Source organism: Dokdonia sp. Hel_I_63 (assembly GCF_007827285.1).
In the GTDB taxonomy this organism is placed as follows: domain Bacteria; phylum Bacteroidota; class Bacteroidia; order Flavobacteriales; family Flavobacteriaceae; genus Dokdonia.
Map to the genome: position 1 here is coordinate 809,560 of NZ_VISD01000001.1, position 25,685 is coordinate 835,244.

General features: G+C 37.5%; 24 protein-coding genes. 18 read left to right on the forward strand and 6 right to left on the reverse strand.

What is annotated here, in order from left to right:
- Positions 1-46 precede the first annotated feature (46 nt).
- The 5 genes from JM84_RS03640 (at position 47) to JM84_RS03660 (ending at position 6,626) form a co-directional block, all read left to right on the forward strand.
- Positions 47-859 (forward strand): glycogen/starch synthase, encoded by an 813-nt coding sequence (locus JM84_RS03640; RefSeq protein ID WP_013750422.1) that lies wholly within the window; start codon positions 47-49, stop codon positions 857-859.
- 7 nt (positions 860-866) lie between these two features.
- On the forward strand, positions 867-2,624 hold the full coding sequence (locus tag JM84_RS03645; RefSeq protein ID WP_083811790.1) for a DUF4270 domain-containing protein: 1,758 nt from the start codon (positions 867-869) through the stop codon (positions 2,622-2,624).
- Between the two features lie 11 nt (positions 2,625-2,635).
- Positions 2,636-4,483 carry a glutamine--fructose-6-phosphate transaminase (isomerizing) gene (glmS, locus tag JM84_RS03650; protein WP_013750420.1) on the forward strand — a complete coding sequence of 616 codons (1,848 nt, stop codon included), beginning with the start codon at positions 2,636-2,638 and terminating at the stop codon, positions 4,481-4,483.
- A 307-nt stretch (positions 4,484-4,790) separates the two neighbouring features.
- Entirely contained in the window at positions 4,791-6,299 is a 1,509-nt protein-coding gene (gene atpD, locus JM84_RS03655) for a F0F1 ATP synthase subunit beta (protein WP_013750419.1), read from the forward strand.
- 48 nt (positions 6,300-6,347) lie between these two features.
- Positions 6,348-6,626, forward strand: a complete 279-nt coding sequence (locus JM84_RS03660) for a F0F1 ATP synthase subunit epsilon (RefSeq protein WP_013750418.1) — start codon at positions 6,348-6,350, stop codon at positions 6,624-6,626.
- Between the two features lie 81 nt (positions 6,627-6,707).
- Here the strand turns inward: JM84_RS03660 and JM84_RS03665 are convergent, their stop codons facing one another.
- From JM84_RS03665 to JM84_RS03680, 4 genes are all read right to left on the reverse strand, one after another.
- Positions 6,708-6,920 (reverse strand): helix-turn-helix domain-containing protein, encoded by a 213-nt coding sequence (locus JM84_RS03665; protein ID WP_013750417.1) that lies wholly within the window; start codon positions 6,918-6,920, stop codon positions 6,708-6,710.
- 3 nt (positions 6,921-6,923) lie between these two features.
- A complete protein-coding gene (locus JM84_RS03670; RefSeq protein ID WP_013750416.1) occupies positions 6,924-7,397 on the reverse strand; it encodes a DUF2975 domain-containing protein in 474 nt (157 codons plus the stop codon).
- Between the two features lie 9 nt (positions 7,398-7,406).
- A complete protein-coding gene (locus JM84_RS03675) occupies positions 7,407-7,913 on the reverse strand; it encodes a hypothetical protein (RefSeq protein WP_013750415.1) in 507 nt (168 codons plus the stop codon).
- A gap of 130 nt (positions 7,914-8,043) precedes the next feature.
- Positions 8,044-9,816 (reverse strand): M61 family metallopeptidase, encoded by a 1,773-nt coding sequence (locus tag JM84_RS03680; RefSeq protein ID WP_013750414.1) that lies wholly within the window; start codon positions 9,814-9,816, stop codon positions 8,044-8,046.
- 85 nt (positions 9,817-9,901) lie between these two features.
- On the opposite strand from JM84_RS03680, the gene JM84_RS03685 reads away from it, so the two are divergent.
- The 4 genes from JM84_RS03685 to bioA all read left to right on the forward strand — a co-directional run bounded on the left by JM84_RS03685 (position 9,902) and on the right by bioA (position 13,486).
- A complete protein-coding gene (locus tag JM84_RS03685) occupies positions 9,902-11,086 on the forward strand; it encodes an aminotransferase class I/II-fold pyridoxal phosphate-dependent enzyme (RefSeq protein WP_013750413.1) in 1,185 nt (394 codons plus the stop codon).
- A 36-nt stretch (positions 11,087-11,122) separates the two neighbouring features.
- A complete protein-coding gene (locus tag JM84_RS03690; protein WP_013750412.1) occupies positions 11,123-11,539 on the forward strand; it encodes a DUF2007 domain-containing protein in 417 nt (138 codons plus the stop codon).
- Positions 11,526-12,155, forward strand: a complete 630-nt coding sequence (gene bioD / locus JM84_RS03695) for a dethiobiotin synthase (RefSeq protein WP_013750411.1) — start codon at positions 11,526-11,528, stop codon at positions 12,153-12,155. The genes JM84_RS03690 and bioD overlap by 14 nt, the downstream gene beginning before the upstream one ends.
- 65 nt (positions 12,156-12,220) lie before the next feature.
- Complete coding sequence (bioA, locus tag JM84_RS03700) at positions 12,221-13,486, forward strand: adenosylmethionine--8-amino-7-oxononanoate transaminase (protein WP_013750410.1); 1,266 nt, start codon at positions 12,221-12,223, stop codon at positions 13,484-13,486.
- Positions 13,487-13,489: 3 nt separating this feature from the next.
- On the opposite strand, the gene JM84_RS03705 is transcribed toward bioA, so the two are convergent.
- Positions 13,490-13,927, reverse strand: a complete 438-nt coding sequence (locus JM84_RS03705) for a cytochrome c oxidase assembly factor Coa1 family protein (RefSeq protein WP_013750409.1) — start codon at positions 13,925-13,927, stop codon at positions 13,490-13,492.
- Positions 13,928-14,060: 133 nt separating this feature from the next.
- On the opposite strand from JM84_RS03705, the gene JM84_RS03710 reads away from it, so the two are divergent.
- The 9 genes from JM84_RS03710 to JM84_RS03750 all read left to right on the forward strand — a co-directional run bounded on the left by JM84_RS03710 (position 14,061) and on the right by JM84_RS03750 (position 24,193).
- Positions 14,061-15,215 carry a beta-ketoacyl synthase N-terminal-like domain-containing protein gene (locus JM84_RS03710; RefSeq protein ID WP_261375694.1) on the forward strand — a complete coding sequence of 385 codons (1,155 nt, stop codon included), beginning with the start codon at positions 14,061-14,063 and terminating at the stop codon, positions 15,213-15,215.
- A gap of 139 nt (positions 15,216-15,354) precedes the next feature.
- On the forward strand, positions 15,355-16,449 hold the full coding sequence (gene bioB / locus JM84_RS03715) for a biotin synthase BioB (RefSeq protein WP_144782824.1): 1,095 nt from the start codon (positions 15,355-15,357) through the stop codon (positions 16,447-16,449).
- Positions 16,450-16,572: 123 nt separating this feature from the next.
- A complete protein-coding gene (locus tag JM84_RS03720) occupies positions 16,573-17,409 on the forward strand; it encodes a cupin-like domain-containing protein (protein WP_013750406.1) in 837 nt (278 codons plus the stop codon).
- Between the two features lie 190 nt (positions 17,410-17,599).
- Positions 17,600-18,031, forward strand: coding sequence for a response regulator (locus tag JM84_RS03725; RefSeq protein ID WP_041295618.1), 432 nt, complete (start codon positions 17,600-17,602; stop codon positions 18,029-18,031).
- The gene (locus JM84_RS03730; protein WP_013750404.1) at positions 18,028-18,420 is read left to right on the forward strand and encodes a response regulator; all 393 of its coding nucleotides are present in this window, start codon (positions 18,028-18,030) and stop codon (positions 18,418-18,420) included. Before JM84_RS03725 ends, JM84_RS03730 begins: the two co-directional genes overlap by 4 nt.
- A 14-nt stretch (positions 18,421-18,434) precedes the next feature.
- Positions 18,435-21,137, forward strand: a complete 2,703-nt coding sequence (locus JM84_RS03735) for a TonB-dependent receptor domain-containing protein (protein ID WP_144782826.1) — start codon at positions 18,435-18,437, stop codon at positions 21,135-21,137.
- Between the two features lie 16 nt (positions 21,138-21,153).
- Positions 21,154-22,953, forward strand: coding sequence for a YfiR/HmsC family protein (locus JM84_RS03740; RefSeq protein ID WP_013750402.1), 1,800 nt, complete (start codon positions 21,154-21,156; stop codon positions 22,951-22,953).
- A gap of 124 nt (positions 22,954-23,077) precedes the next feature.
- On the forward strand, positions 23,078-23,668 hold the full coding sequence (locus JM84_RS03745; RefSeq protein ID WP_144782828.1) for a methyltransferase domain-containing protein: 591 nt from the start codon (positions 23,078-23,080) through the stop codon (positions 23,666-23,668).
- A gap of 12 nt (positions 23,669-23,680) precedes the next feature.
- The gene (locus JM84_RS03750) at positions 23,681-24,193 is read left to right on the forward strand and encodes a GTP cyclohydrolase (protein WP_013750400.1); all 513 of its coding nucleotides are present in this window, start codon (positions 23,681-23,683) and stop codon (positions 24,191-24,193) included.
- A gap of 29 nt (positions 24,194-24,222) precedes the next feature.
- Here the strand turns inward: JM84_RS03750 and JM84_RS03755 are convergent, their stop codons facing one another.
- Entirely contained in the window at positions 24,223-25,665 is a 1,443-nt protein-coding gene (locus tag JM84_RS03755) for an SLC13 family permease (protein ID WP_144782830.1), read from the reverse strand.
- Between the last annotated feature and the right edge of the window lie 20 nt (positions 25,666-25,685).

Here is a 25,685-nt window from a genome sequence, read left to right on the forward strand (position 1 = left end):
CTTTTGCGTGTTTTTTGAATAGATTAACAACCTAATTTTTACATATATGAAAGATAAGAGGATATTGTACGTGTCATCTGAAGTGATTCCATACCTCCCAGAGACCGAGATTGCCTCTATGTCGTTTGAAGCTCCTCAAATGGTTAATTCCAAGGGTGGGCAAATACGCATATTTATGCCGCGTTACGGTAATATTAATGAGCGTAGACATCAACTACACGAAGTAATTAGATTATCTGGAATGAACTTGGTTATCAATGATTTTGATATGCCACTTATTATCAAGGTTGCTTCTATACCTAAGGAGCGTATTCAGGTATATTTTATAGATAACGAAGAGTATTTTAAGCGTAAAGCTACGTTTACAGATGAAGATGGAAATCTTTTTCCTGATAACGACGAGCGTGCTATATTCTTTGCAAAAGGTGTTGTGGAGACGGTAAAAAAACTGAACTGGGCGCCAGATATTATTCATGTTCAGGGATGGCTAGCATCTTTACTGCCATTATACCTTAAGCATTACTATGCAAGTGAACCATTATTTGCACAAAGTAAAATAGTAACTTCTATATATAATCAAGGATTTGAAGGGGCTCTCAATGAAGAGCTTCTTAATAAAGTTGCTTTTGATGGAATTGATCCAGAGACTATCAAAGAACTAGAAGATCCTACTTATGAAAATCTAATGAAGGTTACTATCAAGAATAGTGATGCTGCAATCGTAGGTTCTCAAGAATTAAATGAAAACTTAATGAAAATCCTTAATACGACTAAAATTCCTGTTTTGCCGTATAAGAAGAAAGAGGAATTTCCTCAGGCTTACGAAGATTTTTACACTACTCAAGTTTTAGAAGAATAGACTAATTATGAGATTGAATAAAATGCTTAAGCAAGCAGCCATGGTTTTGGCACTTGCGCTGTTGATTATTTCCTGTGAGGACGAGTTTGGTTCTATTGGAACTAGTATTGTGGGAGAGGTCAATTTTGATACAGAGCTTGCTCAAGATTTAAAAATAGCGGCTTACAGTCGTAATTATGCCGATGCTTCAGGCTTTAATGGGGTTCAAACTAGCGGTACGTCCGTTGGAGTTGTTGGTTTTTATAAAGACCCAACTTATGGATCAACTACTAGCTCATTACTAACTCAAGTTTCTTTATCGAGTAATAATCCTGATTTTGGTGATGAAACTGAAATTGATTCTGTAGTTTTTTCACTTCCGTATTATTCTTCATTAGAAGAAACAGATACAGATGGAAATTCAACGTATACTTTAGACTCTATTTTTGGTAACACTCCAGGTCAAATGAAATTATCTGTTTACAGATCAAATTTCTTTTTAAATAGTCTAGACCCTGCAGAAGACTTTGAAAGCTCAGCAATATATTATTCTAATGAAATTTCTGAATTTCAAGGAGTAGAAGGAGACTTGTTATTTGAGGTTCGCGATGAGGGTACTGGTGGTATGCAAGAAGAGGGTTTTGTGCTAGATGCTAGCGAAATCATATTAACTACGCCAAATCTTGACGATGCTGGTAATCCAGATGGAACTAATGATGTGGATAGATTAAGTCCTAGAATTAGACTTTCGTACACAAATGGCAATGCTGCCGATGCCGCTGTTTTGGATTATTGGAAACAGGCAATTATTGACCAAGAAGGTCAAGGTACTTTGTTAAATCAAAATACATTCAATGATTATTTTAGAGGGTTATATCTTAAAGCAGAAGCTATAGATGATAAGGGGAGTGCTATTTTATTTGATGTAGCAAACTTGAACGTCACTATATATTATTCTTTTACTAATGAAGATTCTACAACAGATGACTCTGGAGAAACAGTCTCAACAGGAACTGGGAATATTTCTTTAAGGTCTTCTGGTGTTCGCGCAATCGCTTACGACAACGATTTTAGTCAGAGCCCTATAGGATCTACTAGTTTTAATGATTCTCAAAATGTAATTGATGGTGAAGAAAATTTATATCTAAAAGGAGGTGATGGTAGTATTGCTTTAATTGATTTATTTGGTGCAGATGAGGACGATAATGGTGTTGCAGATCAGCTAGAGGCTCTAAGAGCTTGTAATATAATTGTAAATGAAGCAAACTTGCAATTTTACGTTCAACAAGATGAATTAAGTGCTGGTAGTAATGGAGAATTAGAGCCAGAGAGAGTATTTATATATGATTATGATAATAATGCTACCTTGCTAGATGCACTTATTGATAATACAACTGGCGAAGGTGGAGCTGTTAATACGAGAACAAACCACTTGGGAAGACTTTCCAGAGAAGTTGACGGTGATCTTTCAAGTAACGGAGTTAGCTATAGAATACGTCTTACCCAGCACATAAATAATATCATTAAAAATGATTCTACAAATGTGAGATTAGCTTTATCTGTCTCTCAGAATGTCACTATTGATAATACTGCCTTGATAGGTGGGACGGGAGGTATTCAAGATGGGCAGAGAGTTCCGTTTTCTGGAGTAATCTCACCAGAGGGAACTATACTACATGGAACTGCGAGTTCTGATGAAGAGAAGAAATTAAGATTAAGATTGTATTATACAATAACAGAAGAAATTGATCCTAACAGCCCTTGTGGTTTAGCTTTAGGATTGTAATAATTTAAAGTATGTGTGGAATAGTTGGTTATATAGGGCATAGAGATGCCTATCCAGTAGTTGTTCAGGGTTTAGAGAGACTAGAATACAGGGGTTATGATAGTGCGGGAATTGCATTATATGATGGTACTGATTTAAAGTTCTCTAAAACAAAAGGTAAAGTTGCTGATTTGCGTACTAAGCTAGAGTCAGAAATTTCTACGACTGGTGGTATAGGTATTGGGCACACAAGGTGGGCAACACATGGCGTTCCTAATGATGTGAATAGCCATCCGCATTTGTCCAATTCTGGAGAGTTGGTAATCATTCATAATGGAATTATAGAAAACTATGACGCTTTGCGTCAAGAGCTTATAAAACGTGGTTACACTTTTCAATCAGATACTGATACAGAAGTATTGGTAAACTTAATTGAAGATGTAAAGAAAAATGAAGGAGTTAAGCTAGGGAAGGCGGTGCAAATTGCACTTAACCAAACCATAGGCGCTTATGCAATTGCGGTTTTTGATAAAACAAAACCTGACGAAATTGTGGTTGCCCGTTTAGGTAGTCCTCTTGCTATTGGAGTGGGAGAAGATGAATTCTTCATTGCTTCAGATGCTACGCCATTTATTGAGTACACAAATAAGACCATCTATCTTAAAGATGGTGAGATGGCGGTAATACGCAATCATAAGAAATTAAAAGTACGTAAAATTAAAGATGATTCTTTAGTTGATCCGTATATAGAGGAGTTAAAGCTTAATCTTGAGCAAATAGAAAAAGGTGGTTATAATCACTTTATGCTTAAGGAGATTTACGAGCAGCCTCAGGCAATTAAGGATACTTTTCGTGGGCGTATGCTTGTTAAGGAGGGTATTATCAAAATGGCAGGTATTGATGATAATATAGAGAAGTTTAAAAATGCTCGACGTATTATTATTATAGCTTGTGGTACGTCATGGCACGCAGGACTTGTAGCTGAGTATATTTTTGAAGAGTTTGCTCGTGTACCAGTAGAGGTGGAGTATGCTTCAGAGTTTAGATATCGTAACCCAGTAGTCTTTAAGGATGATGTTATCATAGCAATTTCTCAAAGTGGAGAAACTGCAGATACAATGGCGGCAATTAAACTTGCTAAAGAGCAAGGAGCGTTTGTTTTTGGTGTTTGTAATGTTGTAGGTTCTTCTATTTCTAGAATAACAGATGCAGGAGCATATACACATGCAGGTCCAGAGATTGGTGTTGCATCTACAAAGGCTTTTACTACTCAGATAACAATACTTACTTTAATCGCCTTAAGACTTGCTCAAGCAACAGGTAAAATGGCCGATTCTGAGTTTAGAAGTTATCTACAAGAATTAGAGCGTATCCCTGAAAAAGTTGAGAAAGCATTAAAATGTAATGATCAAGCAGAGATTGTTGCAGCGCAATATAAGGATGCACCTAACGCTCTTTATTTAGGGCGTGGTTATAATTTTCCAGTAGCACTTGAAGGAGCTCTTAAGCTTAAGGAGATATCTTACATCCACGCAGAGGGTTATCCGGCGGCAGAAATGAAGCACGGACCTATTGCACTTATAGATGAAATGATGCCAGTTTTTGTTATTGCAATGAAAAAAGGACATTACGAAAAGGTAGTAAGTAATATAGAAGAAATTAAAGCACGTAGCGGTAAGATTATCGGTATTGTTACAGAAGGTGACACGGAGGTTAAGAGGCTTGCGGATCATGTAATTGAGATTCCAGAAACGCTAGAACCACTTACTCCAATTTTGGCTACTATACCGTTACAGTTATTATCTTACCACATAGCATTGATGCTTGGTAAAAATGTAGATCAACCACGTAATTTGGCAAAATCGGTTACGGTGGAGTAATATTTTAATAATCTACTGTTTTGCTTAGGGCATTTTAGAATGCTGGCTAACTAGATTATTTATTTTTTTACAAAAGGACTTATTCGCTAGAAGCTGGATAAGTCCTTTTCTTTTGCATCTATTTTAAAGAAAATCAAATTATTACAGCCGCCGTGTATATTCTTTAATCGCTGAATTATGAATATCATGAAAAGGCTTATAAAAACTTACATTTTGCATTTTTGTATAAAATATTAAACAGTATCTTTGCACCACGAAAAACGATAATTTTTTCGCTTTTATTTCGCTAAACATTAAATAGATACTAATGTCAAAAGTTACAGGTAAAGTTGCACAGATTATAGGCCCGGTAGTAGACGTCGCTTTCGAGAGCGGATCTGAGTTACCAAAAATCTACGATTCACTAGAAGTTACAAATTCAAACGGAGCACTACTTGTTCTTGAAGTACAGTCACACATTGGGGAAAATACAGTACGTACAATCTCTATGGACTCTACAGATGGATTAAGCCGTGGGGTAGATGCAGTTGCGACTGGAGCGCCTATTCAAATGCCTGTGGGTCCAGATATTTATGGACGCCTTTTTAATGTTATAGGTGATGCTATTGATGGAATGGATAACTTGCCTAAGGCAGGTGATGCTGGTTTATCAATACACCGTAGCGCACCAAAATTTGAAGATTTATCAACATCTACAGAAGTACTTTTTACAGGTATTAAAGTAATTGACCTTATTGAACCTTACGCAAAAGGAGGTAAGATTGGTTTATTCGGTGGAGCAGGAGTAGGTAAAACTGTACTTATTCAAGAGTTGATTAACAATATTGCAAAAGGTCACGGTGGTCTTTCTGTATTCGCAGGAGTAGGAGAGCGCACACGTGAAGGAAATGATCTTTTGAGAGAGATGCTTGAGTCTGGTATTATCAAATACGGAGATGACTTTATGCACTCTATGGAAGAAGGAGGATGGGATCTTTCTAAAGTAGATAAAATAGGGATGAGAGACTCTAAAGCTACTTTCGTTTTCGGTCAAATGAATGAGCCGCCTGGAGCACGTGCACGTGTTGCACTTTCAGGACTTACTATAGCTGAGTACTTCCGTGATGGAGCAGGAGAAGGACAAGGAAAAGACGTACTTTTCTTCGTAGATAACATCTTCCGTTTTACACAAGCAGGTTCTGAGGTTTCTGCACTACTTGGACGTATGCCATCTGCCGTAGGTTACCAGCCTACTCTTGCAACAGAGATGGGAGCGATGCAAGAGCGTATTACTTCAACAAAAAGAGGGTCAATTACATCTGTACAGGCGGTTTATGTACCTGCAGATGATTTAACAGATCCAGCACCAGCAACAACATTTGCTCACCTTGATGCAACAACAGTACTTTCACGTAAGATTGCAGAGCTTGGTATTTACCCAGCGGTAGATCCTCTAGACTCTACATCACGTATACTTACTGCTGAGATATTAGGAAGCGAACACTATAACACTGCACAACGCGTAAAAGAGTTGTTACAACGTTATAAGGAGCTTCAAGATATTATCGCCATCTTAGGTATGGAAGAATTATCTGAAGAAGATAAAATGGCAGTAGGACGTGCACGTCGTGTACAACGTTTCCTTTCTCAGCCATTCCACGTAGCAGAGCAGTTTACAGGTATCCCAGGATGTCTAGTAGATATTAAAGAAACTATTAAAGGATTTAATATGATTATGGACGGAGAGTTAGATCATCTTCCAGAAGCAGCATTTAACCTTAAAGGAACTATCGAAGAAGCAATCGAAGCAGGAGAAAAAATGCTTCAAGAGGCTTAAGAGATTTTTAATTACGCTTTCGCGAAAGCGTACTATAAATTATAAACTATGCATTTAGAAATTGTAACTCCAGAGGCATCTCTAGTAAGCGGTGAAGTATCATCGGTTACTGTACCAGGTGTAAATGGTGAATACCAAATGTTAGATAATCACGCAGCAACTGTTTCTTTACTAGGAGCAGGAACTGTAAAATTTGAAGGAAATCCTACAATTGCTGCAGGTCAGGAAGGTAAATTTACCAAAACATCAGACGGTAAATGGTCACTTGTAATTGCAAGTGGCACTGTAGAGATGAACAACAATAAAGTGATTGTGCTAGCAGATTAAAGCGCAGTGAAATAAGTTTAAAAGCCCAAATTCTTCTTAGAATTTGGGCTTTTTTTGTTTTAGAAAAAGTTTTAAAATGTATTATGTGTCTTTTGTGGTATATTCTAGTATATCTCCAGGTTGACAATCCAAGGCCTTACAGATCGCCTCAAGCGTAGAGAAACGCACTGCCTTTGCCTTACCAGATTTAAGGATAGAGAGGTTTGCTTCTGTAATACCTACAATCTCTGCAAGCTCCTTACTCCTCATCTCACGATCTGCCAGTACTTTGTCTAAGTTAATAGTTATAGGCATAGGTTATATAGTTAGATCATTTTCAGATTTGAGTTGATATCCAGTTTGTGCCATATCTGCAATAATTAGAACTATAAAGCCAAGTAATGCAAACATAAAATCCATCAAAATAATTCCCATCATTATGTTTGGGTCGCCTCCACTTTGAACTCTTATAATATCTAAAACGGTCATCAAGACGCCTGAGAAGAAAAAGATGTATCCTGCTATACTCATTAATTTTTTGGCGTTTATTGAAAAGTAGCCCTCTTTAATTATGCTTTTTAGACTAAGTATACTGACAATTAAGCCAATAAAAATTAGTAGAGATTGCGCGTCACTTATGTACATATTATAGCTTCCAAATACTAGATCTTTCCCTGTATAAACATTATTGGCCGAAGCTCTACTTAGTACAACAAATGTGGTTAAGTAACCTATTATATACATAACCGCCATAATAATGGTAGCTACGTAAAGTATTTTAATTTTTTTCATCTGATGTGTTTATATAGTTAAATTGTTTTCTTCATTGATAGTCCGTGCTTTTGCAAATGCTTCACTCAAAAACATAAAGAAAAGCCCAAAAAGAATAAACACAAGCATCCCTCCATCGATGTTTATTTTTAATTCACTCAGGACAAGAAGGTCTACGATAATCTTGACAATAGTTGCTCCAATTCCAATCGCTATAAAGTAGTTGCCTGCTTTTTTAAAATTAGAGATAACCTTTTGTGTAAAATATACACCAGTAGCTAAGGTATCCACTGTATTTTTAATCAACCTAATGGATAGAAAGTATAGCAAGTATAGCGAGCCTATAAGAAAGAGAACGATAGCAGTTTTTGTGGAGGAAAGCGAGTGTATGTTTATTTGATCGCCAAAAAAAGAAACCTCAGTTTTCTTTCCTAGATATAGAAGCAATGGAATGGTAATAAGTCCTATCGCAAATAGTATTACCATTAGGTAGTAGTAAATGGAAATCAGTTTTCTGAGAATTGCTAAATTTTTCATTTTATTATCGTTTTACAATAACAAATATATAAAAATTATTGAAAAACAATAATTTTATTTAAAAATCACACATAAAAAATCCCCGACACTAGTTTTAGTACTGGGGATATAAGTTGTAAAAGCTACCTTTTTATTTTTCTTGAAGCCAGTATTTTCTGAGCTTGCTAGGTTTTTTGCTTGGCTTTGGATCCATTGCTATTGCGTAGGTAGGATCTGCTCTTACAGTTAGTTTAGTTGTAAGCTTTCTACCAAATCGCTCATAGTTGGCAACTACAGTCTGTCCTACGGACAGCGAATTCAAATAGGCTTCATAAGCTTCACTAGTTCTTAACTCCGTGCCATCTAATGCAGTAATAAGATCCCCTTCGTTAAGGCCTGCTGTATAGGCTGGTGTTCCTTTTGAGGTAGCTCGTGCAATTCTTAAACCAGTTTCGGTGGCGTTTACTCGTATTCCTAGGTACGGCTTTGTTTCGTCTTGTGTGATTGTGAGTCCCGCATTTGTTAATAGGTTTTGATAATCTGGCATTTGACTATCATAAATATATTGAGAGAAGAACGTTTTCGCGAAAGCGTCACCCGCATACTCAGCTAGTACATTCTCAAGATCTTGTATGGAATAAGAGATTTCCTTTTTTCCAAACTGATTCCACACCACTTTGAAATAGTCGTCAAGATTAAGTCCTTGCTGGCGTAGTGAGAGGTCAAGCGCAAGCCCGAGTACACTTCCATACGAGTAATATGAGATAAAGGTATTGTTTCTATTTACGGGATCTACAGAGGTCGCGGCATCTACAAAGGGCGCCTGGTAGCTCATCTCAATCGGGTTAAAATAGTCACGTGCAGGTGAGTTCCATACATAGTTAAACGTCCCGTTGAGACTTTTTACATAGTCTTCACTAGTGATAACACCGGCGCGGGCAAGTATAAGATTTGTGTAATAGCTTGTAAAACCTTCGGCAAACCAAAGTGAGCCACTCATATTGGCCGCTGTAAAGTCAAAAGGCTCTAAATCTGCAGGGCGTATGCGCTCTACATTCCAAGAGTGGAAAAACTCGTGAGATACAGTACCTATATTTCCATCCATTCCTCCAGCTGCTAGTGACTCTCTGTCTGTAAGAATCGTGCTGTTGCGATGTTCCATCCCATCTCCAGATACGTGAGGAGCATAACAAGCAAGAAAAGTGTACTCGCCAAAATCATAGGTAGGCAACGTTCCAAAAACCTCTTTTTGCGCCAGTACAATAGCTTTTACCTTGTCCCAATAGGTGTCAAAATCTTCTGAGGTGTCATCACTATGTAATGCAAAACGTATGTTCTGACCATCTACTTTAAATTCCCTAAGCTTGTAATCGCTTACCTCTGTAGGGCTGTCTAAAAAGTACTGCAAGTTTGGTGCGCTGTAACGTGCATCGTCTATTTTTTTGAGTTGGCTCGCTACCTTCCAATTCAAATCTTTCCTTAGTTTAAAATTTATCTCAATTGGACGGTGGTCTTCTCCTTCCATAAACATGAACGTTGCTGGCATATTGAGATGTGCGTGCGACTCATCTACTTGTGAGTAGGTACCATCTGCTCTATTTGCAAATAGTGTGTATGACACGTTTACCTCTCCATCATGATCTTTAATCTTCCAAGAGTATGCATCTGGACGTGTTGCTTCTAGCGCTTCTCCCTTACTGTTTGTAGCCTTAAAATTAAAAACGTTTTTTGCAAACTCATGTATTGCGTAGCGTCCTGGTGAGGATCTACTCATGCGCACCACTACGGTCTTTTTCTTGAGTTCAGGAAAAGTGATAGCTATCTGCGCTTCATGGTGGTGTGCGTTATCAAAAGATATCTCGTACACATTAGTTTGTCCATAACAAAGGCTAGTGAGTAAAAGGGCGAAACATAAAAATCTCATAGTAGAATATTTAGAATTTAAAAGTAAGAAACTAAGATCACTTCCGTGGGTTATATATGTCAAACACGTGAAGTATCTTTACCATATGTTACCAGAAAAACTACAGAAAAAACTTAGCATACGCAGAGACAGTGATTCTTTGCGAACACTTAATACTTCGTTAGGTCTGGTGGATTTTTCATCTAACGATTATTTGGGTTTTTCTAGTAGCCTTCCTATTGCTAGAAATATTGCAGAGCGAACACAAGAGATCTTAGACGAACATCAAATTATTGCAAATGGTGCCACCGGCAGTCGACTGTTATCTGGTAATCATACCCTTTATAGTCAGGCAGAGACCTTAATTGCTGGTGTTCATAATAGTGAGACTGCTCTTATATTTAATAGCGGTTATGATGCAAATATTGGTTTTTTTCAAAGCGTGCCACAGCGCGGTGATCTCATTCTTTACGACGAGTTTATACACGCTAGCATACGTGATGGTATCCAGATGAGCCTTGCTAGAGGTTATAAGTTTAAACACAATGATATTGCAGATATAGAAACTGTAGTCACTCGTCTTAAAGCGATGCATCACCTAGATGATCAAGAAACTACAACGGCGATATACCTCGTTACGGAGTCAGTTTTTTCGATGGATGGTGATACGCCAGATCTCATGGCTATTACTCAGCTTTGTAAAAAACATAACATCTACCTAATAGTAGATGAAGCTCATGCAACGGGTGTTATAGGTACAAAGGGACTTGGTTTAGTGCAGGAGTTGGCGTTAGAAAACGAGACTTTTGCTCGTATTATTACTTTTGGTAAAGGCATGGGAGCACATGGGGCAGCTATTTTATGCAGCGAGCCATTGTGCACCTACCTTATTAATTTTGCGAGATCATTTATTTACACCACGGGACTTCCACCGCATGCCATTGCTACAATAATGGCCGCTTACGAGCAATTAGATGTGCGGAGTGATGCACAGTTACCAGCAGTGGGAAATTTACAAGAGCTTATAATTTATTTCAACAGTTTGATTCAAAAGCACGAACTTGATAGCTTATTCATAGAAAGTAATTCAGCCATACACTGTGCTGTGGTGATGGGTAATGAAAAGGTTAGAACGCTTTCGCGAAAGCTTGAACAAGAAAATTTTGAAGTGAAACCTATTTTATCTCCCACAGTTCCAGAAGGTCAAGAGCGCTTGCGGATATGTCTACACACATATAATACGAAAGATGAAATAACAGCATTGCTGGCTATTTTAAAAGCACAGTTATAGCTTACTAATATGTAATGTGAAGATTATATTTGTGCTATGTCAAACACATTTGTAACCATTGCTCAGTTTCAATACTCAAGTGGAGCTCAAATTTTTAAAGGTCGATTACTTGCAGAAGGTATTCAGGCTTTTCTAGCAGATAATTATACAATAGATACAGATCCGCTAGTGAGTAATGCCATTGGTGGTGTAAAACTACGAGTGCCTGCAGATCAAGAATCAAGAGCGAAAGAAATCTTAAGTGAAATCTCAGAGTATTCTGTTACCGAAGATGGTTCGCCTGTACATTGTCCCAATTGCAATAGTGAGGAAGTTGCACTTTTTACAACCGTTTCAGATATTAGATCTCTGGGAGCTTTTCTCCTAGGTTTTGTTTTTGGCGCGCTTCCATTTTACACAAAATACGAGTATCGCTGTGATAACTGTAAAACAAAATTTAATGAAATCAAATAAGACATATTTTATAACAGGAATCTCTACAGATGTTGGAAAGACGGTAGCTGCAGCAATAGTGACACAGTCACTAGAGGCAGATTACTGGAAGCCAATACAGGCTGGAGATCTTGATAATAGTGATACACATAAAGTAAAGCATTTAGTTAATAATGAAATATCGCAATATCACGATAATAGTTATTCGCTCAAGACACCTATGAGTCCGCACGCTGCTGCAGAGATTGATGGCATTACAGTTACTGCCGCCTCTATAAAACGTCCTGAATCGACTAGACCTCTAGTAATAGAAGGAGCTGGTGGTATACTCGTGCCTATAAATGAAACAGAAACCATAGCCGATTTAATAGTGCCTACAGATAAGGTGATTGTTGTGTCTCGTCATTATCTAGGAAGTATAAATCACACCTTATTGACTATCGAGCTGCTCAAAGCAAGAGGACTAGCTGTGGCGGGGATTATTTTTTCTGGAGAAGAACATCCTACAACGGAGGCAATCATTGAGAATATGACTGGTGTTACCATTATAGGTCGCATTGATGAAGAACCTTATTTTGATGAAAATGTAATAGCAGAATATGCAGAACGTTTTCGCGAAAGCTTACAAGCCCTATAAATCTTTATTAACTAGGGATTTTAGATAATCAACTCCTTAGCTAACTTTACGCAAAAATTATTACTGTGACTACTCAAGAAAAAGATAAAAAACATCTCTGGCATCCGCTCACGCAACATAAGACTGCGCAGGATCCTGTTGTAATTACGAGAGCAAAAGGAGCGGTAATGTATGATGAGCAGGGTAAGGAATATATAGATGGGATTGCCTCATGGTATACAGCCATGTATGGTCACGGCAATGAGCATATTACAACGGCAATGCATAAGCAGATGCAGGCGCTGGATTTTGTAATGTTCAGTGGCTTTACACATCCTCCAGCAATCACCCTTGCCGAAAAACTAATGGAGATACTGCCAGAAAATCAAGAGAAGATTTTCTTTAATGACAACGGCTCTACAGCAGTTGAGGCAGCTATAAAAATGGCCATCCAGTTGTATCACAATAAAGGAGATAAGAGAGATACGCTTATCGCTTTTGAAGACGGTTTCCATGGAGATACCTTTGGGGCGATGAGCGCCTCGGGATTGAGTTCGTATAACGGACCTTTTGAAGATTTTTTACTTAAAGTTGTTAGAATTCCTACGCCTCAAGAAGATAATCTTGAGGAAGTGATGGCTAAGCTAGATGTGATACTCACATCAAATAAGTGCGCCGCTTTTATTTTTGAGCCACTAGTCCAAGGAGCTGCTGGAATGAAATTTCACTCTGTAAATGGTCTTGATGCGTTAGTCAAACAATGTCGTGAGGCAAATGTGCTCACCATTGCAGATGAAATCATGACTGGTTTTGGGAAAACGGGAACCATTTTTGCTTGTGACCAGTTGGGTAACAAGCCAGATATAATGTGCCTGAGTAAAGCACTTACTGCAGGGATGTTTCCGCTAAGTATTACAAGTTGTACGCAGGCAGTTTTTGATAGCTTTTTGAGCGACGAGGTGCACAAAGGTTTTTTTCATGCACATACATTTAGTGCGCACCCTGTAGGCTGCGCCGCTGCAATTGCAGGGATCGAAGTATTGCAAAGCTCAGAAATTACAGACAGTAGAAAGCGTATAGAAAAGGCGCATCAAATATTTGCACAGCAAGTAGCAACACACCCTAAAGTGCGAGATGTACGCACAAAAGGTGTAATCATAGCCATAGATCTCAACATAGAAATGGAACGCTATGGGAATTTACGAGATGAGCTATACCAATTTTTTATGAAACGTGGCGTGGCACTTAGACCGCTAGGAAATACGGTTTATGTACTACCTCCGTATGTGATAGCAGATAGTGAGCTTACTCAGGTTTATACAGCAATACAAGAGGCTTTAGATCATTTTTAAAGACTACTCTATCGCTTTTGGATCTAGCTCAATTACCTGGTCGCTGCCGTCTATAGTTACATTATAAACTTCGTACACTTTCTTATCATCTTCACCGCTCGTGATAAGATGTATCACGCCAGTCCCGTTAGGGCCTTTAATGGGTGTTGTGGCATTAGTTCTTTTTTCTCCATTATTAAAAGAGATATTAAAACTCCCAAAACCGTCACTTTCTATAGGTTCGCCTAGCACAGCAATCACTTCTTGATTGGATTGAACTTGAATGAGCGCTTCCTCACTTCCAGAGGCTGTTTTAATTTTATTTGCAAAAGCAAAGGCGCCACCTACTATCAAAACGACAGCGATAATGATTACGGTAAGGCATCCTCCTACAGGTACTGCCCACTTCCAATTGCGTTTCCACCAGCTAGGGCGTTCTATAAGTTCGTTTTGATTATCCATTGTGATTGATTTTTAGATAGGTACCGTTTTGGCTGCAAAAGTTACAGAACTTTTCAAGAAAACTTAGAAATAGATGGGGTACGCTTACGCGAAATTGTACTTTTGTAGACGCAAACCAAAATTCAATTATACTTTGAAAACTCCCATAGCCATTACCGGTCTAGGTTCTATCTCTCCATTAGGTTCAAATGCTGAAGAGCAGTGGAACGCATACCAAGAAACAACTACAAAAATTGCTTGGGAAGAAGATTTAGAAGCGTTTACGGCAAGGTTAACACCAGAAGGGCAAAAAGCCATCCAAGCTATACGACGAGAAGATAAAAACTATTTACGTATAGATCCATCTGTTCTTTATGCTATATATGCAGGAAGAATTGCAGTAACGCAAGCAGGATGGAAAGATGGTGATTTTGGAATTAATGTAGGTTCATCAAGAGGAGCAACACAGCTTTTTGAAAAGTTTTTTGAGACGTATAAAGAACGTAATATTGTACCTACCCAAGCATCTCCGTCTACCACACTAGGTAATATATCTTCATGGCTAGCAAATGATTTAAAATCTAACGGTCCAGATATCTCTCATTCTATTACTTGTAGTACAGCGTTACACTCATTACTAAATGGAGTAGCATGGTTACAATCAGGAATGGCCAAAAAGTTTCTAGTAGGAGGTTCTGAGGCAGCACTTACGCCATTTACAATTGCTCAAATAAGAGCAATGAAACTTACGCCTACAGAAGAGGGGACGAGTGCATACCCTAGTATGGCGCTCAATCTTTTTAAGAAAAATAATACAATGGTACTAGGTGAAGGCGCAGCAATGGCCTGTCTAGAACTTGGTAAAAAGAAAAATGCACTTGCATATGTTACAAGTGTAGGATATGCTACAGAAAAGCTAGAACATGCAGTTTCTATTTCAAGTGAAGGTGAGTGTTTTCAGAAGTCTATAGCTATGGCACTTAATGGTATTGATCTATCAGAAATAGATGCTATTGTAATGCATGCTCCTGGGACTATTAAAGGAGATACCTCTGAGATGGCAGCTATAAAGAAAGTTTTTGGAGAAGACGTACCAATGCTTACTACTAATAAATGGAAAATAGGACACACTTTTGGTGCAAGTGGCTTGTTAAGCCTAGAGCTTGCTATAAAAATGCTACAAGAACAAACTTTTATAGGAGTGCCTTATCTTAAAGATAAATCTAAGGATAGCGAACTGAAAAAGATACTTGTGAATGCTGTTGGTTTCGGAGGAAACGCGGTAAGTATTATTGTTGAGAAAGCTTAGGCGAATGGTGTGCACTTTTTCGCGAAAGCGTAATTAGAACCACCATATCTTATATTACACAAGCAAGGGTTATTAAAATCTCAAAAAAAATCAAGCGATAGCCGTTTACTTGCTTAAGACTATTTCATATTTTTACGTTATGACAGAAATAAGACACAACTGGACCAAAGAGGAAATACTCGCTATTTATAATAAACCGATGATGGAGCTTTTATATGAAGCTGCAACAACACATCGCGAGCATCACGATCCTAATACAGTACAAGTTTCTACATTACTTTCGATAAAAACTGGTGGATGTCCAGAAGATTGTGGGTATTGCCCGCAAGCAGCAAGATATCACACAGACATAGAGGGGAATGATTTAATGTCTGTACAGCAAGTGAAAGCACAGGCGTTAAGAGCAAAATCGTCTGGAAGTTCTCGTGTATGCATGGGTGCAGCGTGGCGTAATGTAAAAGATGGACCAGAATTTGACAACGTGCTAGAAATGGTGCGCACGATTAATAAGCTTGATATGGAAGTGTGCTGTACGCTAGGTATGGTAACCGAGAATCAAGCAGAACGTCTTGCAGAAGCAGGATTATATGCATACAATCATAACTTAGATACCTCAGAAGATTACTATAAAGATGTAATCTCTACAAGAGCTTTTGAGGATCGTCTTGATACTATCTCAAACGTACGCAAAACAAATGTTACGGTATGTTCTGGTGGAATTATAGGTATGGGAGAAGCTGTAGAGGATAGAGCCGGAATGCTTGTAGCGCTTGCAAAACTTGATCCGCAGCCAGAATCTACGCCTATAAATGCACTTGTAGCTGTACCTGGAACTCCAATGGAAGATATAGATCCTATCTCAATCTGGGAGATGATACGTATGGTAGCAACTACGAGAATTGTATTGCCACAAACACAAGTGAGACTATCTGCAGGTAGAACTGAGATGAGTAGAGAAGGGCAAGCTATGTGCTTCTTTGCAGGAGCAAATTCTATTTTTGCAGGAGATAAATTACTTACTACACCTAATCCGGATGTAAATGAAGATATGAAGATGTTTGACCTACTAGGTCTTACACCTCAAAAACCATTTGTAAAGAAAGCTCAGCCAGCATCTGTAGAGGCGGTAGACTCAAAGTATGAGTCGTTAGGAGAGAAACCTAAATGGTCAAGGCCAGGACACAAAATTGACAGAAACGAAGAAGCAAAGCTTGCAGGGAAATCTTTGAAATAAAGAAAACTGTTATTTTGTAAACATCGTAGGTATATACTATAGTTACATTCTTAGCACTAACTCCCATCAGGGAGTTAGTGCTTTTAGGTATTTAAATATCGAGGTTAATTAATTCTATTACACATGCAGTTACAAGCCATTCCCAGAGTAGATTCTATAACTAAGAAGGAGTTCGTAAGAGATTACGTAAAGCCCCAAAAACCTGTCGTTATTGAGCATCTTGTAGATGACTGGGATGCTTATGACAAGTGGCGTCTATCTTACATCAAAGAAGTAGCGGGAGACAAAGAAGTACCTCTTTATGATGATAGGCCAGTAAAGCATGATGAAGGTTTTAATCAAGCTCATGCTACTATGAGTATGAGTGATTACATAGATCTACTTAAAAAAGGACCTACTAATTATCGCATCTTTTTGTATAACCTCATGAAGGAGGTACCTTCTCTTAAAAATGATTTTAAATTTCCTAAAATAGGTTTGAGGTTACTCAAGCAGATACCTATGCTCTTTTTTGGAGGCGAAGGAAGTAAGGTGTTTATGCACCATGATATAGACTGGGCAAATATTTTGCATTTTCATTTTGAAGGAAGAAAGCAATGTGTATTGTTCCCTCCTAGTGAAACACCTAACCTTTACAAGGTACCTTATTCTTTAATTACGAGGGAGGATATTAACTTTGATGATCCAGACTATACTAAATTTCCTAAGTTAAAAAACGCAAAAGGGTTTATATGCCATCTCAATCACGGCGAGACCTTATATATGCCAGAAGGATACTGGCATTACATGAAGTATGAAACACCTGGATTTAGTATGAGTTTGAGATCGCTTCCGCGAAAATTTTCTAACCTTAGAAAGGCATTGTATAACGTTTTTTACATGAGGCATTATGATAATTTCATGAGACGACGAAAGGGTCAAGACTGGATAGATGAAAAAAATGAGAAGGCACTTTTATAAGAAAGACCCTTATACAATCTTGTGTTATTAACTTTTATTAATACTTTATTCAAACATTTGTTTTTTAATAAGTGATTTGTCGTTTTAATTCGAGCTTTTGTCGAATATTTATTCTTTTTTGCTAATTGGCTACAATGAGTCCCGAACTTTTTGTTATTTGTGAGGGATTCAAATATCCCCTAGCAATAGCATGATGAAAGTCCTCCTTATAGACGACGATAAAGCCGTAAATTTTTTCAATCAACACGTCGTTATTAAGCACAACTCCTTTGAACATATCAAAACTGTTCAAAGCGGACAAGAAGGCCTTACTTTTCTGTCTAAAGTAGAATTAGGAGAAGCCACAAAGCCAGATCTTATTTTTTTAGACATAAATATGCCTGCAATGAATGGCTGGGAATTCTTAGACGAATATGAAAAGATGTGCCCAGATTTTAGAAAAGATATTAAAGTAATCATTCTTTCTAGTTCTTCAAATCCAGAACATGTAAACAAGACAATTCAAAACTATAAGGTTATTGACTTTATAAATAAGCCACTATCATTTGATATACTTGATAATGTGTTGAAGGTTTACAACAACGTATTGTCTACGAGTACTCAAAATAATCCACTAGTTTGACTTATAAAGCCTTAATAGTAGATGATAGCAAACCAATAACTTTCTTCAATAAAATAATTTTAGAGAGGTCCTCGCGTTTTTCTGAAATTTTGGTAGCTGTAAATGGAGAAGAGGCGTTAAAGATATTAGACACAGAATTTAATCCTGATATTATCTTTTTGGATCTTAATATGCCTGTTATGAATGGGTGGGAGTTTTTAGATACATACCACCAGAGAAAAGCTAGGAATAGTCAAATAATCATGCTTTTGGGAACTATGCCGTCACAGGAGAATCAAGATAGATTGAATTCCTATGATTGCATTAAAGGAGTTAGAGAGAAGATGCTTTCTAATACAGTACTTACAGAAATAATCAATAATACCTTAGCTGTAGAGTTAAGATCATAAATTACCCCTAGTTAATGTCTTTTTTATCAAAGATTACATTATTTATTGCGTGCATAGTATCTTCTCTTAGTTTCGCTCAATCTAGAGCTACGATAGAAGGAGTGGTTACAGATAATTTTGGGATATTACCAGGTACTACTATTAGTATAGAAGGTTATAATAAGAGCACCCAGACAGATATTAATGGAGCATTTTCTTTTCAAGTTGATGAAGGAGAGTATGTATTATCTGCAAGTTTTGTAATGTATAATGTACTTTATAAAACAGTTGTAGTAAAAGCTGGTGAAACACAAAAAGTAAATTTTAAATTAGAGACAGGCTTCTCTGTAGATGAGCCTATCTCTCTAGGTACAAGGTCTGATCCTGTTTCCTCATTTCAGAACACAGCTTCTGTAGATATCATATCGCCACAACAAATCACAAACTCTTCTCAAATAGAGTTGAGCCAAATATTACATTACCTCTCACCCTCATTTTATTCGACCAGACAAACCATTTCAGATGGTACAGATCATATTGATCCAGCTACACTACGAGGGCTAGGTACAGATCAAGTTCTTGTACTTATCAATGGAAAAAGAAGACATAATAGTTCTTTGCTCAATGTGAATGGTACCATAGGTCGAGGTGCCGTGGGTACAGATTTTAATGCTATCCCCATAAGTGCTATAGAACGTATTGAGATACTAAGAGATGGAGCGACTTCTCAATATGGATCTGATGCTATTGCAGGGGTTATCAACATCATCCTCAAAAACCAAACGAATGCTGTTTCTTTAAATAATTTATTAAAAGTTAATAAAGAAGGAGATGGTCTCACACAATTTACCGGAGCAAATTTTGGTATGAAGTTAGGCAAGGAAGGATTTTTAAATATTACAGGTGAATATAGAAAAAGAGAGGCTACCAATAGAGCGGGTAACTATACGGGACGTGTTTATGTAGATAATGAAGAAGAGGATAATGCACTTATAGCTCAGAATAATTTCTTTGATCAAACGGGTTATTCAGATAGGCAAGTAATGCAAATAGGCAATTCCGAAACTCAGAATCTAGCCATTCATTTTAATGGAGAAATAAAAGTATCAGACAGTGCTCAGGTATATCTTCACGGTGGACGAAATTATAGAGAAGGAAAATCTGCTGGCTTTTATAGGTTTCCTATAGATGAAGACCGTGTCATTACAGATTTATTTCCTAATGGATTTTCTCCAGAAATCTTAACAGATATTCAAGATGATGCCGTTACATTAGGTTTGAGAGGAAGTAAGCATAATTGGGATATTGATTTTAGTCATACTATAGGGATGAATTCTCTTGATTATACTATTAACAATTCTAACAATGCGTCATTAGGAATTGCGTCACCTACTACTTTTTACGCCGGAGGATTTTTGTATAGTCAGAATACATCAAACTTAGATCTTTCAAAGTCTTTTGATTGGAGGTCAGGTCTTAATTTCTCTTTCGGAGCAGAGTTAAGAGTAGAAAATTATCAGATAGGTGCAGGAGAAGAAGCGTCATATATAAATGGCGGTAGTGTCTTTACCAATAGTGAAGGGCTTGAGGAACCAAGAATAGCAGGAGCACAAGTTTTTCCTGGAATTCAACCAGAAAATGAACTAAATAAATTTAGAACAAACAGCTCGTTTTACGTAGATATTGAGGCAAATGTTAATGATAAGTGGCTCATACAACTCGCCGCCAGAAATGAGCTTTATAATGACTTTGGGAGTCAAGTGATTTGGAAAGTGGCTTCTCGTTATAAGCTAACTAACAATACAAGTATGAGAGGTGGTATTGCTACAGGGTTTAGGGCGCCATCCCTACACCAAGTGTTTTTTCAAAATATAAGCACACAGTTTATTGATGGTAATATTTTGCAGGTAGGTACATTTAATAATGAAAGCGCACTCACTGCTCAAGCATTTAATGTAGATAGACTAAGTCCAGAATTATCAAATCACTATAGCATAGGTTTAAGTAGTAAGATTAGTTCAAATTTTTCGCTTGCACTTGACTATTACTACATAGCAATAAAAGACAGAATAGTACTCTCAGGACTCATATCTGATGGTTATGAAGACATTTTAGCACCATTTGGGGTTGGAGCAGCTCAGTTCTTTACAAATGCAATAGATACGAATACCCAAGGTGTAGATCTAGCATTAGTTTATAAGAATAACGTAGGTGATGGTAATCTAGAAAGTTCTTTAGGTTTTAATATCAATAGTACGACTGTAGGTAGAGATATAAGGGTACCCATTGCTTTTGAGGAAGCAGAAGAAGTCATCATTAGTAGAGAAGAAATAGGTAGACTAGAGAAAGGACAGCCTGCATATAAATTGAGCTGGAGAAGTTTTTATGATATTGATAAGTTTAAAATTCACTTCAATAATACATTGTTTGGACCTGTGGAATATTTTCACCCAGATGATGGAAATAGCGATAACTGGGTTGTAAATGACTTTACAGGAAATATAGAGTCCCGAGATCAAAAGTTTTCGGCAAAGGTTCTTACAGATTTCTCTATTCATTATCAGTTTCACTCACGAGTGAGTGCGGCTATAGGGGGTAATAATATTTTTAATGTGTATCCAGATAAGCACACGCATTCATCAAATACGAGCAACGGTAATTTTACCTATAGTAGACGAGTAGGCCAGTTTGGAGTACAAGGTAGAAACTACTTTGTAAGTTTATCTCTAAGCTTATAATAAGGATGGGTTATTCATGAAAGATTTCAAACTATTATCGGCACTTAAGATTGTGGTCGCTTTAATAATCTTTGGGTCTTCTGCTCAAATTCAAGCGCAGACTAATGTTGAACAAGTCGCTAGAGTGCAACGAGCTATTTATGTTTTTAATATTGCTCAACAAGTAAACTGGTCACCTCAATCTGGAGATACTTTTAAGATAGGAGTTTTGGGTCCTGATAGAACCATTATCGACTTTAAGTCAATAGCTCAAAAACGACAAATACAATCTAAACCGGTTGAAATCATCAATTTTCTTTCTGTAAAAGATATAGCAGATGTAGATATATTATACGTTAACAAAAAATATAATTTCCAAATGCCATATATTCTTCAGTCTTCAGAAGGAAAGGGCATATTAGTAATGTCTGAGGGATATGCATTTAATGCCTCGATGATAAATATTGTTAGAGTTGGAAATACATTTAGACATCAAATCAATGAGGAACTACTGCGCATTAATGATTTTGTTATTGCTCCTTCCTTAAAATTTTATGCCATTAAAACTTCACAAAAGTGGCAATCACTTTTTATAGAAGCACAAGACTCACTTAATCTAGCTAAGCAAATTGCAAAGAGAAAGGACTCTTTAATTATAGCTCACCAAAGAGAGATTAATAGTAAAAACGAGATTATAGATACGATTCAAGAGATTGTAAAACTAAAAAATAACTCCATTCAAGATTTGCTCGATGAGGACGAGATTCAAAAACAGACCATAGAGGAAAAGCAAGAAATTGCAAAAGAACTGGAAATAGAAAATGAATCTCAACTAGAAGAACTTGAAAGAAGACAGCGTATTTTAGTTCAAAATGCAGAAGAAATAGAGCGCAATCAAGATAGTATAGATAATCAAAACTTAAATCTCAGTGTCCAGAAAAAAGTGCTTGACGAGCAGTCTGTAGAGCTATCTCTTAGAGAGAACATCAACTGGCTTTTAGGAATCATCGCCTTCTTATTTCTGGTGGCAGGATTTATAATTTATAAGAATTACCAAAGTAAAAGCAAACTTGCAAAACAGCTTGTATTGCAAAATGCAAAAATACTAGCCCAGGCAGAAGAACTCAGTCAGAAAAATGAAGACCTCGAGCAGTTTGCCTATATCGCAAGCCATGATCTACAAGAACCTCTCAATACCATATCAAGCTTCATTGGGCTTATAAGGAGTGATTATAGTGCACAGTTTGACGATTTAGGCAATCAGAGTCTTGAATTTATAGAAGAGGCAAGTGAGAGGATGGCTAAGCTTATAAATGTGTTGCTAGAATACTCACGCATAGGTAAGACTAGAAGTTTTACGGAGGTAGATTGTAACAAGTTGGTACAAGACTTAGAGAAAGATATTTATGCACTCATAAAAAGAAAAAATGCAACCATTACATATTCCAATCTTCCTACCCTTATGGGTTCTGAAATTGAGCTGCGCTTGTTGTTTCAAAACTTAATCACAAACGCTTTAAAGTTTTGTGCAGAGGATACATCACCCACATTACATATTGACGTGAGCGAGACTGCGAACCTAGAGAACCCTAATGAGAAGATGTGGCAATTCTCTTTTAAAGACAATGGGATAGGTATTCGTAAAGATCATCAGGAGCGTATTTTTTCTATCTTTCAGCGATTACATACAACAGATCAATATAAAGGCACCGGAATAGGACTTGCGCATTGTAAAAAGATTGTCGGGATACATAAAGGAAATATTTGGGTAACTTCAAAAATTAATGAAGGGAGCACTTTTTATTTTACTATCCCTATGAATCCTGAAGCTGAGTAATGTGATTTTTTACGTTTTCGCGAAAGCGTAACTACAAGTAACACATGCTACATTTATCACTCGCTACACGTAATTTACTTAAATTGCTATGCACTAGATGTTGTTTTAAAACTAACCTACATTCATGGAACTCACGTCAACCTATTGGAATAATTGTTATGCAGAGGGAAGTACAGGTTGGGACTTAAAAGAGGTCTCTCCACCTATTAAAGCCTACCTCGATCAATTAGAAAATAAGGACCTTAAAATTTTAATTCCTGGTGGCGGTTATAGTCATGAAGCGCAGTACTGCTGGGAGGAGGGATTTAAAAATGTGTATGTAGTAGACTTTTCTCAACTTGCATTAGAAAATTTGAAACAGAGAGTACCAGATTTTCCTAGCTCGCAACTTATACAAGAAGATTTTTTCAAGTTTGACGGGCAGTTTGATGTAATCATAGAACAAACATTTTTCTGCGCATTACAACCAGATTTGAGACCTGCTTACGTCGCACATATGCGTACATTGTTTAAACCTAAAGGCAAACTTGTAGGCTTACTTTTTAACTTCCCACTCACCGAAAAAGGACCACCATACGGAGGAAGTGTAGCGGAATATGAAAACTTGTTCTCAAAACATTTTGATATTCAAAAAATGGAAACTTCCTATAACTCAGTAGCTGCTCGTGCAGATAAAGAGTTGTTTGTCAAAATGGTAAATAAGCAAACTAATTAATATCACAACACAATGATTGTACAACTAGCAGAAGGAACCATCAAAACTAAATATGGAACTTATAAAGAGATTCTTTTTTATGACGGTATCAAGGAGTGTCACGCGCTAGTGATGGGAGATGTGAGCGGAGCAGAAGATGTGCTTTGCAGGGTACATTCCTCGTGCATTTTTGCTCACCATTTTAATAGTATAGAGTGTGATTGCCGTGAGCAAATGGAAATATCACAGCAACTTATAGAACGAGCAGGAAAGGGTATTGTAATCTGGCTAGAGCAAGAAGGAAAAGGAAATGGTCATTATGCACTCCTCAATACTTTACCGCTCAAAAAACAAGGTATGCCTCAAGCAGATGCGTACGAGGCTGTAGGTTTTCATAAGGATAATCGTGATTTTAGCGTTGCAGCAAAAATCTTAAAACATCTAGAAGTGAATTCTATCACAATGATCACGGGTAATGAAAAGAAAACCAAAACACTCACAGATCTGGGCATTAGTGTAAGTGGTATTCAACCTACAGAGCTATGATATGAGTGTGCTTTCGCGAAAGCGTAATATCAAAACAATACCGGAACCACATAGTAAGCCAGCGCAAATAATAATCCCACCGAAATTAAATTTAAAAACACACCCACGCGCGCCATCTGATCTACACGCACGTGACCACTTGCAAAGACTATCGCGTTAGGCGGTGTTGCCATAGGCAGCATAAATGCACAACTAGAAGCAAGTGTTACGGGGATGACCATTTGTAGCATAGGCACATCCATTCCTATGGCAATACCTACTACTAATGGAACAAGGATAGTGACAAGTGCAACGTTGCTCATTAATTCTGTCATAAAGAGCATTAAGAAAATAAGCACGGCAGTCACCACCCACATACTCCAGTCTTCCTGCTGTGATATGTAGGAACCTATCATATCTATAAATCCAGATTGTGCCAGTCCAGAGGCAAGTGCGAGACCGCCGCCAAAGAGGATTAAAATTCCCCAAGGTAATCTAGATGTGTCTTCCCAGGCAAGCGGGAATTTTCCATCCTTGTAATTAATAGGTATAATAAACATAAGTAATGCTGCAATCACAGAGATAGTTGTGTCTGTAAGTGTGATTTCTGGTAGTAGCTGGTTGAGATAGGAGCGTAGCATCCATGAGATTGCCGTAATTAGAAATATGGTTAAGACCACTTTCTCACCTTTTGAAATAGGACCAAGTTTATCTAATTCTGTCTGTATGATATTTCCAGACTTTCCAATGGTGCCTAGGTTATTCTTGTAGAAGACTCTTGTAATCATAAAATAAGTGATGATCATAAGTATGATGGAGAATGGAACTCCCATTTTCATCCATTGAAAAAAGCCTATGTCTATATTATAACTCTCGTTTAAGAATGCAAGCATTACAGAGTTAGGAGGTGTGCCTATCAAGGTTGCCATTCCTCCTATGTTTGCGCCAAAGGCGATACCTAGCATAATACTTAGGGCAAAGTTGCGGTCGTTTTTTGTAAAACCATCCTCGTCATCTATAAGAAGTTGTATGACAGAAACGGCTATGGGAAGCATCACGACCGTACTTGCCGTATTTGATATCCACATGCTCATTAAACCAGTGGCAATCATAAAACCCAGTATAATTCCGTTTGCTTTGGTGCCTGTGATTTTAAGAATAGAGAGTGCTATGCGTTTGTGCAGGTTAACTTTTTCTAGCGCTAGCGCGATTACAAATCCTCCAAAAAATAGATACACAATGGGATTTGCATAATTACTCGCCACATCCTTAATATCTCCTATACCAAGTAGCGGAAATAGAGCAAGCGGTATAAGTGCCGTAACAGAGATGGAAACAGCCTCAGTAACCCACCAGATAATCATCCATAAAGCGACAGCAATCACCTTATCTATCGCTGGGTTTATGAGCTCAATGGGTGCTGCAAGTAGTACAATGCACAATAATGGGCCAATGATAAAGCCTACTTTTCGCGAAAGCGTAAATTCTTTCATAGCCTTAAAAATAGGCAAAA

What these genes read in the sequence shown, in the direction of transcription:
- JM84_RS03640 (WP_013750422.1), top strand. Translation starts at nt 47, where the DNA reads ATGAAAGATAAGAGGATATTGTACGTGTCATCTGAAGTGATTCCATAC.
- JM84_RS03645 (WP_083811790.1), top strand. Translation starts at nt 867, where the DNA reads ATGAGATTGAATAAAATGCTTAAGCAAGCAGCCATGGTTTTGGCACTT.
- glmS (WP_013750420.1), top strand. Translation starts at nt 2,636, where the DNA reads ATGTGTGGAATAGTTGGTTATATAGGGCATAGAGATGCCTATCCAGTA.
- atpD (WP_013750419.1), top strand. Translation starts at nt 4,791, where the DNA reads ATGTCAAAAGTTACAGGTAAAGTTGCACAGATTATAGGCCCGGTAGTA.
- JM84_RS03660 (WP_013750418.1), top strand. Translation starts at nt 6,348, where the DNA reads ATGCATTTAGAAATTGTAACTCCAGAGGCATCTCTAGTAAGCGGTGAA.
- JM84_RS03665 (WP_013750417.1), bottom strand. Translation starts at nt 6,920, where the DNA reads ATGCCTATAACTATTAACTTAGACAAAGTACTGGCAGATCGTGAGATG.
- JM84_RS03670 (WP_013750416.1), bottom strand. Translation starts at nt 7,397, where the DNA reads ATGAAAAAAATTAAAATACTTTACGTAGCTACCATTATTATGGCGGTT.
- JM84_RS03675 (WP_013750415.1), bottom strand. Translation starts at nt 7,913, where the DNA reads ATGAAAAATTTAGCAATTCTCAGAAAACTGATTTCCATTTACTACTAC.
- JM84_RS03680 (WP_013750414.1), bottom strand. Translation starts at nt 9,816, where the DNA reads ATGAGATTTTTATGTTTCGCCCTTTTACTCACTAGCCTTTGTTATGGA.
- JM84_RS03685 (WP_013750413.1), top strand. Translation starts at nt 9,902, where the DNA reads ATGTTACCAGAAAAACTACAGAAAAAACTTAGCATACGCAGAGACAGT.
- JM84_RS03690 (WP_013750412.1), top strand. Translation starts at nt 11,123, where the DNA reads ATGTCAAACACATTTGTAACCATTGCTCAGTTTCAATACTCAAGTGGA.
- bioD (WP_013750411.1), top strand. Translation starts at nt 11,526, where the DNA reads ATGAAATCAAATAAGACATATTTTATAACAGGAATCTCTACAGATGTT.
- JM84_RS03705 (WP_013750409.1), bottom strand. Translation starts at nt 13,927, where the DNA reads ATGGATAATCAAAACGAACTTATAGAACGCCCTAGCTGGTGGAAACGC.
- bioB (WP_144782824.1), top strand. Translation starts at nt 15,355, where the DNA reads ATGACAGAAATAAGACACAACTGGACCAAAGAGGAAATACTCGCTATT.
- JM84_RS03720 (WP_013750406.1), top strand. Translation starts at nt 16,573, where the DNA reads ATGCAGTTACAAGCCATTCCCAGAGTAGATTCTATAACTAAGAAGGAG.
- JM84_RS03725 (WP_041295618.1), top strand. Translation starts at nt 17,600, where the DNA reads ATGATGAAAGTCCTCCTTATAGACGACGATAAAGCCGTAAATTTTTTC.
- JM84_RS03735 (WP_144782826.1), top strand. Translation starts at nt 18,435, where the DNA reads ATGTCTTTTTTATCAAAGATTACATTATTTATTGCGTGCATAGTATCT.
- JM84_RS03740 (WP_013750402.1), top strand. Translation starts at nt 21,154, where the DNA reads ATGAAAGATTTCAAACTATTATCGGCACTTAAGATTGTGGTCGCTTTA.
- JM84_RS03745 (WP_144782828.1), top strand. Translation starts at nt 23,078, where the DNA reads ATGGAACTCACGTCAACCTATTGGAATAATTGTTATGCAGAGGGAAGT.
- JM84_RS03750 (WP_013750400.1), top strand. Translation starts at nt 23,681, where the DNA reads ATGATTGTACAACTAGCAGAAGGAACCATCAAAACTAAATATGGAACT.
- JM84_RS03755 (WP_144782830.1), bottom strand. Translation starts at nt 25,665, where the DNA reads ATGAAAGAATTTACGCTTTCGCGAAAAGTAGGCTTTATCATTGGCCCA.